Source organism: Neomegalonema perideroedes DSM 15528 (assembly GCF_000374145.1).
GTDB lineage: Bacteria > Pseudomonadota > Alphaproteobacteria > Rhodobacterales > Rhodobacteraceae > Neomegalonema > Neomegalonema perideroedes.
On record NZ_KB893653.1, the window covers coordinates 630,510 to 647,109 of the forward strand.

The following is a 16,600-nucleotide window of genomic DNA, read 5'->3' on the forward strand; positions in this document are numbered from 1 at the left end:
CCCCCGCCAAACCCGCCCCCAAGGCCGCCGCCGCGCCTGCGGCCGCGCCGAAAGCCGCCGCAGCCCCGGCGCGCGCCGCCTCCGCTCAGCCGCGCACCGCCGTGGCCGCCTCCCGCACGCGCGAGGTCTGGTTCTCCGAGCCCCCGGCGGGCTTCGTCGCGCCGGAGCCCTCCGCGCCCATTCAGCCCGCCTCCGCCGTGAGCGTCGCGCCGCCGCTGAGCGTGCGGGAGCCCGCCGCCGGTCCGGCCTATGGCGTGAGCTATGATCCGGCGCCCTCCGCCGTGACCTACGCCGCCGCTCCGGCCCCGACTCAGAGCGGAATTCCTCAGAGCGGACTTCCTCAGGGCGGACTTCCTCAGGGCGAACTCCGCATTCCGGGAACGCCGCCGCAGACCCTCGGCTGGCTGCCCGTGCCCGGCCCTCAGCCCGGCGCGACTCAGATCCAGCCGCCCCAGCCGCAGGCGGCTTATGCGCCCCAGCCCTATGCGCCGCCTCAGCAGCAGCCCGCTTACGCGGCTCCGGCGCCTGCGGCCTACGCGCCTCCGGCGCCTGCGCCCTGGGGCGCGGCCCCTTGGCCCACGGAGCCTGTTCCGGCGGGCGGCGCCATCGCCGGAGCCGACACCATGTTCCTGCCGAGCCATCAGGCCGTCTGCGTGGCGCGTCAGATCGAGGCGCAGCTCCAGCAGGGCGGGGCTCAGGTGGCTCTGGCCTTCGACCAATGCCGCTTCTGACCGGCTGACCGGCCGCGAAGCGTCGTCCAGCGAAGCCGTTTCCGCTTCGCGTCGCGACGAGGCGACCAAACAAAGACTCGGAGCGTTTGAAGGCCCGACTTGGTCGGAAAACGCTCTGAAGCTTCGCCCGCAGGCCGTCGGGCGAATCGCGCGGATGCGCAGGAGGAAGGGCCTCCGGAGCTTCGGGGAGATCCCTCGGCGCTCCGGAGCCTCCCGCCGTTCGAAGGGCGGCGCCTCTCAGGCGAAGCGCGCCGCGCGGCTTCTCCCCGGGATTGCGCCGCCGGAGAAAATCGGCCCGGAATCGACGCCGAACCGGGCCGGAGGGTTGAAAAGGCCGTCCCAAGTCTGGACGCGGGCCGGAGCCTCTCCCATATCCTGCCTCACGCCGCGCGCAGCGGCGCGAGACGAGATCAAGGGAGACGGGCGGCATGACCAATAAAAGCATTCTCGACGAGCTTCTGAGCGCCGGACGGGGCATGGCCTCCAAAGGCGAGGATTACGCCGCCGGAAAGCTCGGCGTGGGCGGCGCCCAGACCGAGCGCGGCGCCATGCTCAAAGGCGCGGCGGGCGGCGCCCTCGCGGCGGGCGCCCTGACGCTGCTGCTCGGCTCCGGCGCGGGGCGGGGCGTGCTGAAGCTCGGCGGTCTGGCCGCTTTGGGCGGTCTGGCCTACAACGCCTATAAGAACTACGCCGATAAGAAGCAGGATTCCGGCGCGCCGCTGCAGATCGAGGCGAAGGAGGAGCATCAGATCGTCAACCTCTCCGACGCCGCCGCCGAGAAGCGCAGCCGCGCCCTTCTGGCCGCGATGATCTCCGCCGCCAAGGCCGACGGCCATATCGACGACAGCGAGCGCCAGATCATCGAGACCCGCATGCGCGGGCTGGAGGGTCTGGATTCGGCCTTCGTCAAGGCGGAGCTGGCCAAGCCGGTGAATCCGCAGGAGATCGCCGCCCTCGCCGACGGGCCGCAGGCCGCCAGCGAGATCTACGCCCTTTCGGCGCTGGTGGTCGAGGTGGACCATCCCGCCGAACGGCTTTACCTCAATGATCTGGCGGCGGCGCTGAAGCTCGATCCCGAGCTGGCCCGCGAGATCGAATCCGCGACCGCCAAGGTCTGAGGCCGCTTCGGATCGAAGGTTTCAGAAAGGTCCGGGGCGGCGCGCTCCGGGCCTTTTCGCATGAAGGCGGGGCCTCAGCCGCCGAAGCGGCAGAAGCGGGCCTCGACGTCGGCGAGGGCCTCGGCCACGTCGGAGCGCCAGAGCCGCCCCGCCTCGAAGGAGCCGAGCCGCGCCTCCAGTTCGGCCGGAGTGGGCTCGCGCGTCGCCTTCACGAGGTAAAGCGGCGTGACCACGGGATAAAACCCGACTTCGGCCATCTCGCCGAGCGCCAGCATCACGCCCTTCATATAGCTCTCGCCGGCGTTCTCGCGCAAAAGCGTGGCGGCGGAGACCCGCACCGCCCCCTCGCCGACGATCATGAAATAGAGCACCCCCAGACCCGCCGGAATCGAGACCACGCCCCGGAAGTCGTATTCCCGCCGCCGCGCGCCGTCGCGATTGCGCTGACGCTCCTCGAAGGCGAGGCAGTTCTGAGCCGAATCCCAATGGATCCTCAGGCTGTGGCAGATCACCCGCTCGCGATAATCGAAGCTGCGGCGAAAGCCCCACCACCAGCCTTCATAAGCCTGATAATGCGCCCGCACATAGGCGCCGAGCCGGACGGGCGCGGCGTCATGCGGCGGCTCCTCCTCGCTGGCCAGATGCTCCGGGCGCAGCGAGGCTCCGAGCGCCGTTTCGATCCAGGCGAGCGTGCGCAGACGCACCGGCTCCCCCCGGCGCAGCCGGTCCACGGTCTTGCGGTCCACGCCCGCCTTGTCGGCCAGAATCTGGGAGGAGAGATTGCGGGCGGCGAGCAGCCGCTCCAGCGTCTCGCCTGTCGCGGCCCAGTCCATCTGGCGGGGGCGCTCGGTTTTGAAGGGATGGTCCGTCACCGTTTTCCATTCTCGTCGGGAGCGCGCCGTTCTGCTCGGCGCTCACCGAATAGGCGCGGGCTTCCGCTTCCGTCAAGAGGGCGGGCCGGGACTCGCCCCAAATTGGGGCGAAACGGATTGAATGGATGAAAACCGGTGAAATTTCTCCGAAAATGTCCCAAAACGCCCAATCTTGGGCGAAGACCTCTGAGAAACGGCCCGTTCATCGCCTTTTCAAAGGGAAAGTTTCATGTTCATAATCTCAACGGATTTCAGGAGCTCCAACACTCAGGAACCCTTGAGATCCGATGTTCGTTTGCGACGTTATGCCTCCTTCGGCGAAGCGGAAGCGCAATGCCCGTCGGAGAGGCCCCTAGGCGTCCGTCGAAGCCGTCCGGACGGCGTTCAGCCGCTCCGGGCCGGGGATGGCCCTTCGTCTCCCGATCCGGCGAAGACGGACGCCCTTTCTCTTTCAGCCGCCCGTCGCGCCGCGCGGATCTTCAGGTCGCGAAAGAGTCGTTGAAAAACCCCTATTTTCAGAAAAATTCGAGCTTTCCCTCCGGCGGAGCTCCGGCGCGCTTGCCTTTTCGCCGGGGAATCCTTTCATCGCTGCATTATGAAGAATAAAAAAGAAACCGTTCCCCCTTCCCGCGAAGCTCTTCTGGCCTTTCTGCGCGAATCGCCCGCCGCCGCCACGAAGCGCGAGATCGCGCGGGCCTTCGGCCTCAAAGGCGCCGAACGCATCGCCATGAAGGAGCTTCTGCGCGAGCTTGAAGCCTCCGGAGAGATCGCCAAGGCCGAGGGCCGCCGCTTCGGGACCGACGCGGCCTTGCCGCCTCTGACCGGGGCGAAGATCCTCGCGCGCGACGATCAGGGCGACCTCATCGCCGAGCCGCTCGAATGGGCGGGCGAGGGGCCCGCGCCGAAAATCCGCGTGGGCTTCCGCAAAGGCGACGCCGCGCCGGGAATCGGCGGGCGGGTCCTGCTCAAGATCCAGAAGGCCAAGGATTCCGATCTGCCTTATGAGGGCCGCGTGGTGCGGATCCTCGAATCCGCGCAACGCATTCTGGCCGTCTACCGGCGCGGCGAGGAGGGCGGACGCGGAGTCCCCGTCAGCCGCAAGGCCGACACCGAATATCGCGTCGAGGCCGGAGACGAGAACGGCGCCAAAGAGGGCGAACTCGTCGAGCTTGAAGCGAAGCCGGGACGCGGCTCCTTCGGCCTGCCCCGGGCGAAGGTGGTCGAGCGGCTCGGCGACGTGAGCGCCCCGCGCAGCATCTCGCTGATCGCCATTCATGAGCGCGAGATTCCGGTGATCTTCCCGGAGGCGGCTCTGGCGGAGGCGGCCAAGGCCGGGCCCGCGCCCATGGCCGACCGCATCGACCTGCGGGCGGTTCCTTTCGTCACCATCGACCCCGCCGACGCCCGCGACCATGACGACGCCGTGGCCGCCATGCCGGACCCCGATCCGGCCAATCCTGAGGGCTGGGTGGTCTGGGTCGGCATCGCCGACGTGGCCCATTACGTCCGCCCCGGAACGGCCATCGACCGCGAAGCCCGCAAGCGCGGCAATTCGGTCTATTTCCCGGATCGCGTGGTGCCCATGCTGCCGGACGACCTTTCCGGCGATCTCTGCTCGCTGCATGAGAACGTCGAGCGCCCGATCATCGCGCTGAAGATGCGGCTGACCGCCGAGGGCCGCAAGCTGGACCACCAGTTTCATCGGGGCATGATCCGCTCCTGGGCCAGCCTGACCTATGAGCAGGTTCAGCAGGCCGCCGACGGACTCAAAGGCCACGGGCTTTCGGAATCGATGATCGAGGACGTCGTGCAGCCGCTCTATGGGGCCTACGCCTCGGCGGCCCGCGCCCGCGACCGCCGCGCGCCTCTGGATCTCAACTTGCCGGAGCGCAAGGTGGAGCTGAACGAGGCCGGCCAAGTGACGGCCATCCGCATGCGCGAGCGTCTGGAGGCCCATCGGCTGATCGAGGAGTTCATGATCCTCGCCAACGTCTGCGCCGCCGAGACTCTGGAGCAGAAGCGTCAGGCTCTGGTCTTCCGGGTGCATGAGGCGCCTTCGCCGGAGAAGCTGGCGAGCTTGCGCGAGACGCTGGATCAGATCGGCGTCAATCTGGCCAAGGGCCAGAACCTGACTCCGAAGCGGCTGAACGAGGCGCTGGATAAAGTCGCGGGCACCGCCCACGCCGAGGCGGTGAACATCGCGGTGCTGCGGTCTCAGGCCCAAGCCTATTACGGACCGGAGAATTTCGGCCATTTCGGTCTGAATCTGGCGAAATACGCGCATTTCACCTCGCCGATCCGCCGCTATGCGGATCTGCTGGTCCATCGCGCCCTGATCTCGGCCCATGGCTGGGAGGGTTGGCGCAAAGAGGGCCTGACTCTGGAGGAGGAGCGCGACCTCGCGGAGATCTCCGAACATATCTCCGAGACCGAGCGTCGGGCCATGGCCGCCGAGCGCGATTCCACGGATCGTTATCTCGCGGCCTATCTCGAAGACCGCATGGGCGCGGAGTTCGAGGGCGTGGTCTCGGGGGTGGCGCGGTTCGGGCTCTTCGTGAAGCTCGACGAGACCGGAGCGGACGGGCTTTTGCCGATCTCCTCTCTGGGGGCGGAGTATTTCACCCATGACCCCGACCGCCATGCCCTGATCGGCTCGCGGACGGGGACGACCTGGCGCTTAGGCGACCGGATGCGCGTGCGGCTGGTGGAGGCGACGCCCATCACGGGCGGGCTGCTCTTCGAGCCGGCGGGCGGCTCCGAACGCCGGACGGGGCGGACGGGGCTGAAGCCTCTGGGCCGGACGGTCGGCGAGAAGCCTCATGCGGCGCAAAGGGCTCTGGCGCGCAAGGCCGCCGTGGCCAAAGCCAAAGCGGCCCGCAAGGCGAAGCGGGCGGGGCCGCCGAAGAAGCGTTAGGCGGCCGGAGAAAGCCGCCAGAGACGCATCGCCCGCTCAACAAGCTCCTTCTGCCGCGTCTCCAAGACCTCCGGCGTCCAGTCCGGCAGGTCGAGGACGGCTTTGGTCAGGTCGAAGGAGACCCGCGCGTTGCGCTCTTTATAGATCTTCTTTTTGCGCTCAAAATCGAAGTTCTGAGAGCTTTTGTTCTTGTTGCCTGAAAGCAAGGTCAGATTGCCGAGGCGATGGCGCCAGAAAACGTACTGATCCTCCGTGAAGCGCTCGTTCCAATAGGCCGCTTTCGGACTCTGAGGAAGCACGTGCTCTATGCTGAGATCCTCGCCGAAGGATTTGGTGACGGAGGCGTCCTGAGCCGCCTCCTCCAGCCGCAGGAGCACCGCTTGCGCGAAGGTTCTCCGGTATAGATCGCCGTTCAGTTCGACCTGCATGTCTTCATCGTCGGCGTGGCGCCGGAAGACGGCCCGCAATTCCTCGGCTGATTTCCCATCGCGGATGGCCGCGATCACATGAGCATAGGCCGTAAAGCGGTGGTTGAAGCCGATCCGTCGAATCCAGAATTGATAGGTGAGCTTCTCCAGCAGCCGGACGAACTCCACCTCGGGCATGTCGGGAAGCGGCTGGTTGAGGAAGGCCAGAAGGGCGGGCGCCCAATCGTCGAAAGTGCTTCTCGACATGGCGCGCGCCGCCCGGGCTGTTTCGACGAGGTGAAAATCTTTGCGGCCGATCCGCAGATAATTCCCCGCCGAGGCGAGAAGGCCCTCCAGAAAAGGCTCATGCCGCTCCACCGTCTTGATGATGGAGGCGAATTCCTCATGCAGGATTTTGCGCGCCTTGACGCCGGTCAGGGCCATGCGATGGTGGCCAAGGAACTGATCCATGCCCGCGACGCTGACGAGGCCCTCAAGCTCAAGCCATCTCTCATGGATCTCATCGCTGATGTTGTCGTCGGTCTCGGAGGTCGAGGCGAATTTTGAGAAAATCTGATTTTTGATGATGTCGGCGTTGGAAAGCGGCATGCCTCGGGTGTTCAGCACGTTGAACAGCCGGTAGGCTGAGGCGAGAGAACTCGTCGTCACGAAGACCACATGAACTTTCTGAAGGAGATAATTCGCGAAGAGCTTCAATTGGTCTTCGGTATGGGCGCCGATGAAGGCGTCGATGGTCTTCAAATTCTCTAAAAACCGCTGTTTGGGCGCGTCCTGATCCCGGTCGATCTTGCCGCGGACCTGAGCGTCGACCTCTTTCGCCTCCAGCATGTATTTACGGAAAAATACCTGATCGCGCTGGCGGACGCGGAGTCTGGGGGCTTCGGTCTCGCCGGTTAGGGCGTTGCTTGGCAGGACGAGCCTGCCGAGTTCTGATTTCGCGGGCTCGGTCATGGCGTCGCGCAGCCGGGCGAAGACGAGGTTCAGCGTCGTCAGGCGCTGCTGGCCGTCCACCACCTCATAGCGCGCGCCTTTCTCATGTTCGATCGTGATGAGGGAGCCGATGAAATATTCGGGATCTCTGGCTTCATAGGCCTCCCAGACATCCTCCAGCAATTGCCCGACCTGCGTCGCCTCCCAGCTGTAGGGGCGCTGGTAATTGGGGATCTCATAGCGGATTTGCCCCGCGAAAATCTGGGCGATCGTGCGTTCTGCTGCTTCCATCCCTCTTCCCCCTTCGGAACGCGGCGCCTTCTGGGCGCGTCTGCGCATGGAGAGGGAAAATCGCGCTTAAGGATTAAAAAGCGGAAAAGCGCGATTCCGGAAGGAGCCGCGCTTTTGAAAGAAGCTTCAAGGCGTTATTCGCGCCTCGTCAATCGATGGGGGCGTCCTCGAAGAGGCGCGAGACCGAATCGTAATCGGCGGTGCTTTCGATGGCCGCCGCCAGCATCGGCGCGATGCTCGCCACATGCACCTTCTTCGAGGCGAGCGTGGAGGGCGTCGGCTGGATGGTGTCGGTGATCCAGAGGCTCTCCAGAGCCGAGTCCTCGACCCGCTTCACCGCGCCGCCCGAAAGCACGCCATGGGTGCAATAGGCGTGGACGCTGGCCGCGCCGCGCTCCTTCAGAGCCTCCGCCGCCTTGCAGAGCGTGCCCGCCGTATCCACGATGTCGTCGAAGAGGATGCAGGCGCGGCCCGTCACGTCGCCGATGACCTGCATCGACTCGACTTCGCCCGCCTTCTCGCGGCGCTTGTCGATCACCGCCAGATCCGCGTTGATCTTCTTGGCGAAGGTGCGCGCGCGCACCACGCCGCCGACGTCCGGCGAGACCACCATCAGACGGTCCTGCGAGGAGAAATTCTTCAGCGCATGGCGCGCGAAGACCGGAACCGCGAAGAGATTATCCACCGGGATGTCGAAGAAGCCCTGAATCTGCAGGGCGTGGAGATCGACGGTCAGGATGCGGTCGGCGCCGGCGTGGGTGATCATGTTCGAGACCAGCTTGGCGCTGATCGGCGTGCGCGGCGCGGATTTGCGGTCCTGACGGGCGTAGCCGAAATAGGGGATCACCGCCGTGATCCGCCCCGCCGAGGCGCGGCGCAGGGCGTCGGTGATGATCAGCAGCTCCATGAGGTTGTCGTTGGCGGGCGAGGAGGTGGACTGAATCACGAAAACGTCGTCGCCGCGCATGTTCTCGGAGATCTCGACCCAGACCTCTCCATCTGAGAAGCGCTTGACCTCGCTCGGCACGAGGTGGCGGTGGAGCTTCTCGGCGATTTTGGCCGCGAGCGGGCGATTGGCGTTGCCCGTGATGAGCTTCAGGTCGGGATTGGGCTTCATGGCGGAGGTCGGGGCCTTTTTGCTGCGCCGCCCGCTGGCGAAAGGCGGCGCGGGCCTCCTACCAAAGCAGAGGGGCGCTTGTAAACGCTCACGGGCCGGGGCGCGACGTTTTCAACCCCTGCTTCCGGAGAGGGCGCCCCGCCGCTCCTCGGGCTTCAGGGGCTTCCGATGGGCAGATTGTCGATCAGCCGCGCCTTCCCGAGATGGGCCGCCGCGAAGATCCGCGCCGGACGCGCCGGATCCCAGACCTTCACCGGGGCGAGGTTCTCGGCGTCGCGCACCTCCAGATAGTCGATTTTGGCGAATCCGGCCTCGCGCAGAGCCTGAGCGGCGGCCTCGGAGGCGGCTTCGGCGGGCGCGCCCCGCGCCACATAGGCGGCCGCGCCCGCGAGCGCCTTATTGAGCTTGCCCGCGATCCGGCGCTCCTCGGGAGTCAGATAGCGGTTGCGCGAGGACATGGCCAGACCGTCGGCCTCGCGGAAGGTGGGGACGCCGAGAATCCGCACCGGCATGTCGAGGTCGCGGACCATGCGGCGGATCATGGTCAGCTGCTGCCAGTCCTTTTCCCCGAAGACGGCCACGTCCGGCAGAGCCTGATTGAACAGCTTGGCCACCACCGTGGCCACGCCGTCGAAATGGCCGGGGCGCTTGGCGCCGCAGAGAGTCTCGGTCACTTCGCCCACCGAGACGATGGTGGCGAAATCGACCGGATACATCTCCTGAACCGTGGGGGCGTAGAGCAGATCGCATTCGACCCGCGCCAGAAGCCGGGCGTCCTCGGCCTCCTGCCGGGGATAGGCGCTGAAATCCTCATGGGGGGCGAATTGGGTCGGGTTCACGAAGACGGAGGCCACCACCCGCTCGGCTTCGCGGCGCGCGGCCTCGATCAGCGAAAGATGACCGTCATGCAGGGCCCCCATGGTGGGGACCAGAGCCACGCGCTCGCCTTCGGCGCGCCAGCGCCGCACTTTGGCGCGCAGATCCGCCGCCGTGCGCACGATGGGCAAAGGCGCGAAGACCGAATCGACCATGAACGAAATCCTCCACCGGCTTGGGCCGGGAGATAGCAGGTTTCTTGCGCAGGCGAAAGGCGCAGGCCGAGATCTCGGAGCGGAGCCTCAGAAGCGGAGGGCGGGGGCGGGGGATGTTCAGGCGGCGAGCATCGTCGCGATCTGGACGTTGTTCGCCACCACCATGGCGGTGACCACCGTCATCACCGACATGATCGAGAGCACCAGCCGGTTCGGCGACCAGACGATCATCGCCGCGACCAGCGCATGGGCGAAGGCCTTGGGCACGAACCAGAGCGGCCCGAGCGTGTCCTGAAGCCAGCGCATGGCGCCGTTGATCTCGAAGGCGCCGTGGCTGAGCGCCCAATTCGTCGACAGCGCGTCGCAGATCCCGACCAGCATGAACATCGCCGCGACCAGACGCCCGGTGCGGGCGAGGTCGATGTCCGAGCGGGCTCGCTCGGCGAGGATGTGATAACGCGCATATCTGTTCTGCATGGCTCGGGCGACGATCCTCAGCGGTTGCTCCATGACGATCTCTCCCTGCGTCCTAAAGATAGGTGAACGCCGGGAGAGAGAGCAAAGGACGGGCCGTCGGGATCGGCCCCGGATCAGGACGCGGGGGCGAGCCCCTCTAACCATGCAACTCTTTGAAAAATCGCGGGGCGACCCGGAGCGGCCTCGGGAGGCGGGCGCGCAGGCGCCTCTCGGCGGCCTTCGCCGACCGGGTCGCGTGTCATTTCGGAGCAGATCACAAAAGCGCGTCGATCTCCTGGAGCGTTTTCTCCAGCAGGGCGAGCTCGGCGGGTTCGCTCAGGCGATGCCCGGCGCCCTTGACGAGAATCAACCGCGCGTCGGGAGAATCCAGATGCTCCAGCAGCGCGAGCGCCGTGGAGACGGGCACCTCCGAATCGGCCGTCCCCTGAATCAGCCGGACCGGGCCGGAGACCGCCAAAGGCGCCCGCAGGACGAAATTCTCCCGGCCGTCCTCGATCAGGCGGCGCGTGTAGATGGTGGGACGCTCCGGATCATAGGGATTCCGGACCACGACGCGCCCTTGCGCCGCCAGTTCGGCTTTTTGCGCCTCGGTCATCTCGCGGGAGATCAGATCCTCGGTGAAGTCGGGCGCCGCCGCCAGACCAAGGAAGCCCGCCACGCGCTCCGGACGGGCGCGGGCGAGCAAAAGCCCGATCCAGCCGCCCATCGAGCTGCCGACCAGAATCTGCGGCCCTTGGGTCAGGGCGTCGAAGAGGTCGAGGGCGTCGCGGGCCCAGTCGCCGACGCAGCCTTCTTCAAAGAGCCCCGAGGAGGCGCCATGTCCGCTGTAGTCGAGGCGCAGGAAGGCGCGGCCCTCGCGCCGGGCCCAGGCGTCGAGCGCCAGAGCCTTCGAGCCGGTCATGTCCGACTGAAAGCCGCCGAGGAAGACCACGCCCGGACGCGCGGCCTGCGCCGCCGTCGCCCGATGGCGGACATAGGCGAGGCGGCGTCCGTCGGGAGGCGTGAAAAAGGCGGGGGCTTCGGTCATCTCCGGGACTCCTAAAGATCGGGAGGGGGATCGGGGTGGGGCTTCCGCGAGTCCGCGGGGCTGCGTCCTTCCTGCGACTTCGTGATCGCTTGTGAAGAGGGCGGCGGGCGGGAGCCTTGCGGCTGCAAGGGTTTTTCGGCATCTTCGCGCCAAAATCAATGGACTCCAGCGCGCCGCGCGCCGGTCCTTATCCGCAGATCTCAGCCGAGGCCGCTCCCCCCATGCGTCAGCCCCGCCAGCCCCGTCTTTTCGCCCGCGTCTTCGCCAGCCTCTTCGCGCTCGGCGCGGCGGCCTTCGCCGCGCCTCAGGAGGCGGAGGCGGCGGTCTGGACCGCGACCAATCAATGGGATGAAAATTGGGAGCGCCGTTATGAATCCTGGGTCCGCGACGCCTTCCATAAGGATTATTTCCATAACTCCGCCGACCGCCTGACCTTCGGTCTGGAGCTGGATTGCGCGGACGCCATCTACACCATGCGCATCCTCTTCGCGCATGAGAACTCCCTGCCCTTCGCCATCAACGCGCCGGGCGGCAAGGGCGTGCTGAGCAACGACATGACCCGTTGGGACAATTACCGTCCGACCCTCCGCGAGGAGCAGGACGACGGCACATGGACCACCTATCAGGGCCCCGCCTACGACGAGACGCAAAAGCTGCGCGCCTTCATCGAGCATGTGAACGACGCGACGGTCACTTGGTCTTTGGTCAACGACACCTATCCGGTGGCGCTCTCCGAGGTGCGTCCGGGCGACATCTATCTGATCCCCGGAACCCACGCCTATATCGTCAAGGAGGTCGCGCCGACCGGCGCCATGACCACCTTGTCGGCCTCCAGCCCGCGCGCATGGCGCCCGATGGCCGTGGTGGACAACTTCCCCTCCGAAGTGCCGAAAGACGCCAGCAACCGCGACGGCTATCGCCGCTTCAAGCCCGAGGCCCATTTGCGCACGGCGCCCGCCCGCGTGCCCGGCGCCAGCCTTGAGCAATGGAGCGTGGCGAAATCGGTGGGCGGCGATTGGTCGGCCTTCGCCATGGCGACTCAAGAGGCCCTCGCGAAGATTCAGGAGACCTTCCCCCAGAAGGCCGACCGCCTCTTCGGCACGCTCTGCAATTACGCGATTCAGCGCGTGGACGTGGTCAACATCGCCCTCGACGCCCTGCGCCGCAAACAGGAGAATCACGGCTCCAGCTGCTTCGGCGCGGGCGAATACGGCGAATTCTCCACCCCCACCCGCGACGCCAAGCTGGCCGGACATTTCCGCGTCCTCCAGACTCTGACCCAAGACCCGCAATGGGCCGCTCAGGACTTCCCCGCCAAACGCGCGATTCAATCGATCTTCACGCGGGGCGGCGGCGCCATGGGCGACGAGGAGATGCTCGCCGCCTGCGCCGTGCCCTTCGATTATATGGGCGGGCGCCGGATGGATCTGCGCCAATTGCGCGAGGCCATCGACGCCAAGCGCGTCGCCTCCGATCCGCATGCGCCGCTCGACTATCGCTGGGGCGTGGCGCAACAGGCTTGGCGCCCGACCTGCCCTTCGGCGCGGGGAAGCTGACCCCTTCTTGCGAGACGGGCGAGAAAATCGCGCCTCAGGCTGAGATTTGAGCTAAAAGCGCCTCCCATGGGGCGTATCCGCGGGCTTCGGTCCGCGGAGGTTTCTTTTGCGCGGGGGCTTCTGTGCAGGCGGCGAGGATCGAGGTCGAGGCTCTGGAGATCCGCCGCGCCGGACGCCGCGTGGTGGGCGGCGCGAGCCTGAGGCTGGCGGCGGGCGAGGCGGCGAGTCTGCGCGGTCCCAACGGCGTCGGGAAATCGACTTTGCTGCGAGCTTTGGCGGGGCTTTGCCCCATCGCTTCAGGCTTGGCCATGATCGACGGCCATGATCTGCGCGCCAATCCGGCGGCGGCTCAGGCGGCTTTGGCCTATGCGGGGCATCTCGATTCCCTGAAGCTCTCGGAGACGCCTTTAGAGGCTCTGCGCTTTCACGCCGATCTCCTCGGCGGCGAGCGCGCCCGCGCGCCGGAGGCTCTGCGGGCCTTTCACCTCGAAACTCTGGCGGAGACTCCGGCGCGGCATCTTTCGGCGGGCCAGAGGCGGCGCCTCGGTCTGGCGCGGCTGCTGCTGACGGATCGTCCCGTCTGGCTGCTCGACGAGCCGACCACGGCGCTCGACGCGGCTTCCTCGGCGGCGCTTCTGGAGGCCATGAAGGGCCATTTGGCGCGGGGCGGGGCGATTCTGGCGGCGACTCATCAGGATCTCGGCCTGCCCGGCGCGCGGAGCTTCGAGATGACGCCGAGCCCGCCCGAAGCCTCTCCGGATTCCGTGGAGGCCGAAGCTTGGTGAGGGCGAATCCATGAGGCGGGCTTTAGGCGCTCTTTTGCGGCGGGATCTGGCTTTGGCGCTGCGTTCGGGCGGCGGGGCGGCCCTCGGCGTGGCCTTTTATCTGATCTTCGTGACTCTGGCGCCTTTGGGCATCGGCCCCGATCCGGCGGCTTTGGCGCGGGTGGCGCCGGGGTTGGTCTGGCTCGGGGCGCTGCTGGCGGCGCTGCTGACTCTGGAGCGCATGTTTCAGCCCGACGTCGAGGACGGGACGCTGGATCATCTGGCTTTGGCGCCCGCGCCTCTGGAGGCCACGGCCTTCGTCAAGGCCTTCGCCCATTGGCTGACGACGGGCGCGCCTTTCCTTCTCGTGGCGCCTTTAGCGGGGCTTTTGCTGCGCCTGCCCGCCGAAGCGGCGCCGACGCTGATTCTCTCCATGCTGGCGGGCGGCCCGGCCTTGTCCTTCATCGGCTCCATCGGGGCGGCGCTGACGGCGGGTCTGAAGCGGGGCGGGCTGCTGACCAGCCTTCTGGTGCTGCCGCTTTACGTTCCGACGCTGATTTTCGGGGCTCTGGCGGTGGAGGCGGCGGTCCTCGGGACGAATCCCTGGCCCATGCTGGCCATAGGCGCGGCGATCAGCCTTGGGTCGATGGCTTTGGCGCCGGTGGCGGCGGCGGCGGCGCTGAGGCTGAATCTGTCCTGAGCGTCTTGCCTCGCCGCGACCGGGGAGAGTAGGAGGGCCCGTCCCGGGGTTCGGGTCTCACAGAGAGAGGAATCCGCCCATGTTCGAAATTCTGGCGCCTCAGGGCGAGATTCGAATCGCCCTTGCGGTCGGCCCGACGAAATCCGCCGTCTGGACCTCCATTCCCGAAGGCGGCTCGGCGCCCGAAGGCGTGACCGTGGATCTCGCCCGCCGCATCGGCGAAATCACGGGACTGCCCGTGCGTCTGGTTCCGCTCTCCAGCTCGGGCGAGATCGTCGCCACGGCGAACGACGGGATCTGGGATCTCTCCTTCGCGCCCGTGGACGAGGCCCGCCGCCGGATCGTCGATTTCGGCGAGGCCTATCATGCGGGGGAAAGCAGCTATCTTCTGCGCGCCGACAGCCCTTTTCGTCGGGCGGAGGAGCTGCACCGGCCGGGCGTGCGGATCATGGGCGTCGCGGAGACGGCGACCTTGCGCAGCGCCGAAAAGGCGGCCTCCGGCGCTCAGGTGGCCGGGGCCGCGAGTCTGCCCGCGGCCGTCGCGGCCTTCGAGGCGGGAGATTGCGACGCTCTGGCTCTGGGGCGGCTGGCGCTGGAGGATCTGGCGCGGCGCATGCCGGGCGTGAGGATCGCCGAGGGGAATTTCCATCGCGCCGAAACGGCGGTCGCGGTTCCGAAGGGCCGCCCCGAGGCCCTCGCCGCCGCGAGCGAGCTGGTGAGGCGCATGAAGGCCGAAGGGACCGTCGCCGGGAGCTTCCGCCGCCATGGCATGCCCGAGGCCGTCATTCCCGCCTGAGCCTTTTGCGGCCCCTCCGCGCCGGGGAGCCTTAACGATCTGTTTCTGACCTGAGCCTTAGAAACTTCGGACGCCGTTCCGCTTTTCGAGGGCTCCATGTCCACTCCCCTGACGCGCCCCGCCTCCGTGGTCTCGCAGCGCATCCAAATCTTCGCGGTGCTCTGCTTTCTGGCCACGGCGATCTGGCTGCGAAGCTCCACGATGGGGTCTTTGCCCGCCGCCTTCCTGCTCTGCGCGAGCTACGCCCTGCCGGTGGCTCTGCTGGAGCGCTGGCGTCTGAGGCCGCATCGCTCGCCCTCGGCGGGGCTGGACTGGGATTCGCAGCCGCGCCCCACGAACTGGAGCCGCGTCGCGACCAAGCTCTTCGGCTTTTGGGCGACCCTCGGAATCATCGCCTTGCTCTACCGGCTGTTTCCGCAATACGCCGCGCAGATGTATCGGCCCTTCTTTCTGGCGGTCGAGGCGCTGATCCTGCCTCTGGCGGCGATCTCGCCTTTCTACGTCTGGCTGCTCGACAGGCGGATGCGTCAGCCGGAAGACGGGACCTGGGCCTTCGGCGCGCTGCTGCTCGGGCGTCCGGGCGTCGATCTGGAGAAGATCAAGCAATACGCCCTCGGCTGGCTGGTGAAGGGCTTCTTCCTGCCGCTGATGTTCTCGGGGCTGCATGACAATCTCGTCGGGCTGCGGCGCCGTCCGCCCATCGAGAACCTCGACCTGCTCGGGCTGCATTTCCTGATCTATGATTATCTGATCCTGATCGACGTGGGCTGCATCGTGGTCGGCTACGCCCTGACGCTGCGGATCGTCGATTCGCATATCCGCTCCGCCGAGCCCAGCGCTCAGGGCTGGTTCTGGACTCTGGTCTGCTATCCGCCCTTCTGGAACATGATCGGGCCGGAATATCTGGCCTATCGCACCGAATCCGACTGGCGGCTGCTCTTCGAGGGCCATCCGATTCTGCTCGGGATCTGCTCGGCGCTGATTCTCGGGTTGATGGGAATCTACGCCTGGGCCTCGGTGTCCTTCGGGCTGCGCTTCTCGAACCTCACCCATCGCGGGATCATCACCAACGGGCCTTACCGCTATAGCCGACATCCGGCCTATGTGAGCAAGAACCTCAGCTGGTGGGTGGAGACCCTGCCTTTCCTCATGCCTTTTCTGATGGGCGCGCGTTACGGCGTCTGGCGGGGCTATTGGGTCGCGGCGGGGGCGCGCTGTCTGAGGCTGCTCGGGGTGAACCTCATCTACGCGCTCCGGGCCTGGAGCGAGGAGCGCCATCTCTCGCGGGATCCGGTCTACGTCCGTTACGCGCTCTGGGTGGAGCGTCACGGCCTTTTGTCCTGGCTGCCGCGGCTCTTGCCGATTCTGCGCTATCGTCCGCCGCAGGGCTGGGAGCCCGAGCCGACTCCGCCGGCCGGCGGAGAAGACAAAGGCCGCCGCGCCTCCGAAGGACTCCAGCCCTCGGACGAGACCTCCGCCGAGCAGCAGGCGGATAAGGTTTGGATCCATGAGGCCGCCCGCGCCGAGCTGCGCGCCGCCGAGGCCGCCCGCGCCGCCGCGCAGGCTCCGGCCCGCGAGGAGGCGGAGGCCGCCAGCCGCAAGGCTCAGGAGGAGGCGCGGCGTCTGGGCGGCGGAGATCCCTCCGCCTGAGCCCCGCCCTCCAGCCTTCGACGCAAAACCGCAAGGCGCTCTCCGACCCCTTGAAGGGCGAGGAGGGCGCCTTTCTTCGTGAGGATGGGGGCGCGCGGAGGCGAAGCCCGGCGCGGGGACGCCCCTCGCTGCGGGGGCTCCTGACGCGCTCCCGCGCTCCGGAGGGATGATGCGGGGGGGGATGTGGGGGAGGGAGGC

At 67.2% G+C, this 16,600-nt stretch carries 13 protein-coding genes and 1 pseudogene; 8 read left to right on the plus strand and 6 right to left on the minus strand.

The features are described 5' to 3' along the window. Together B161_RS16460 and B161_RS0103025 are read left to right on the plus strand one after the other, a co-directional pair. Positions 1-731 (plus strand): annotated as a pseudogene (locus B161_RS16460) (hypothetical protein); the annotation flags it as partial. Between the two features lie 428 nt (positions 732-1,159). After that, a complete protein-coding gene (locus tag B161_RS0103025; protein WP_018631878.1) occupies positions 1,160-1,849 on the plus strand; it encodes a tellurite resistance TerB family protein in 690 nt (229 codons plus the stop codon). Positions 1,850-1,923: 74 nt separating this feature from the next. Here the strand turns inward: B161_RS0103025 and B161_RS0103030 are convergent, their stop codons facing one another. Next, positions 1,924-2,721: a helix-turn-helix domain-containing protein gene (locus B161_RS0103030; protein ID WP_018631879.1), complete on the minus strand. Its 798-nt coding sequence runs from the start codon at positions 2,719-2,721 to the stop codon at positions 1,924-1,926. Between the two features lie 595 nt (positions 2,722-3,316). Here B161_RS0103030 and rnr point away from each other — a divergent pair. After that, a complete protein-coding gene (gene rnr, locus B161_RS0103035; RefSeq protein ID WP_018631881.1) occupies positions 3,317-5,635 on the plus strand; it encodes a ribonuclease R in 2,319 nt (772 codons plus the stop codon). On the opposite strand, the gene B161_RS0103040 is transcribed toward rnr, so the two are convergent. The 5 genes from B161_RS0103040 to B161_RS0103060 all read right to left on the minus strand — a co-directional run bounded on the left by B161_RS0103040 (position 5,632) and on the right by B161_RS0103060 (position 10,936). Continuing rightward, positions 5,632-7,284: a DUF262 domain-containing protein gene (locus tag B161_RS0103040; protein WP_018631882.1), complete on the minus strand. Its 1,653-nt coding sequence runs from the start codon at positions 7,282-7,284 to the stop codon at positions 5,632-5,634. The two genes, rnr and B161_RS0103040, sit on opposite strands and share 4 nt — an antisense overlap. 148 nt (positions 7,285-7,432) lie before the next feature. After that, positions 7,433-8,401: a ribose-phosphate pyrophosphokinase gene (locus B161_RS0103045; RefSeq protein ID WP_018631883.1), complete on the minus strand. Its 969-nt coding sequence runs from the start codon at positions 8,399-8,401 to the stop codon at positions 7,433-7,435. A gap of 155 nt (positions 8,402-8,556) precedes the next feature. Next, the gene (gene panC / locus B161_RS0103050) at positions 8,557-9,432 is read right to left on the minus strand and encodes a pantoate--beta-alanine ligase (protein WP_018631884.1); all 876 of its coding nucleotides are present in this window, start codon (positions 9,430-9,432) and stop codon (positions 8,557-8,559) included. Positions 9,433-9,549: 117 nt separating this feature from the next. Then, positions 9,550-9,942 carry a DUF5658 family protein gene (locus B161_RS0103055; protein ID WP_018631885.1) on the minus strand — a complete coding sequence of 131 codons (393 nt, stop codon included), beginning with the start codon at positions 9,940-9,942 and terminating at the stop codon, positions 9,550-9,552. A gap of 220 nt (positions 9,943-10,162) precedes the next feature. Then, entirely contained in the window at positions 10,163-10,936 is a 774-nt protein-coding gene (locus B161_RS0103060; RefSeq protein WP_018631886.1) for an alpha/beta hydrolase, read from the minus strand. A 221-nt stretch (positions 10,937-11,157) separates the two neighbouring features. On the opposite strand from B161_RS0103060, the gene B161_RS0103065 reads away from it, so the two are divergent. The 5 genes from B161_RS0103065 to B161_RS16475 all read left to right on the plus strand — a co-directional run bounded on the left by B161_RS0103065 (position 11,158) and on the right by B161_RS16475 (position 16,402). After that, the gene (locus B161_RS0103065; protein WP_157755510.1) at positions 11,158-12,492 is read left to right on the plus strand and encodes a hypothetical protein; all 1,335 of its coding nucleotides are present in this window, start codon (positions 11,158-11,160) and stop codon (positions 12,490-12,492) included. Positions 12,493-12,614: 122 nt separating this feature from the next. Continuing rightward, positions 12,615-13,277 (plus strand): heme ABC exporter ATP-binding protein CcmA, encoded by a 663-nt coding sequence (gene ccmA, locus B161_RS16465; RefSeq protein ID WP_018631888.1) that lies wholly within the window; start codon positions 12,615-12,617, stop codon positions 13,275-13,277. A gap of 10 nt (positions 13,278-13,287) precedes the next feature. Next, entirely contained in the window at positions 13,288-13,956 is a 669-nt protein-coding gene (ccmB, locus tag B161_RS0103075) for a heme exporter protein CcmB (protein WP_018631889.1), read from the plus strand. Between the two features lie 79 nt (positions 13,957-14,035). Continuing rightward, positions 14,036-14,752, plus strand: a complete 717-nt coding sequence (locus B161_RS16470) for a transporter substrate-binding domain-containing protein (protein ID WP_018631890.1) — start codon at positions 14,036-14,038, stop codon at positions 14,750-14,752. Between the two features lie 96 nt (positions 14,753-14,848). Beyond that, complete coding sequence (locus tag B161_RS16475) at positions 14,849-16,402, plus strand: methyltransferase family protein (RefSeq protein ID WP_018631891.1); 1,554 nt, start codon at positions 14,849-14,851, stop codon at positions 16,400-16,402. The last annotated feature ends 198 nt before the right edge of the window (positions 16,403-16,600 follow it).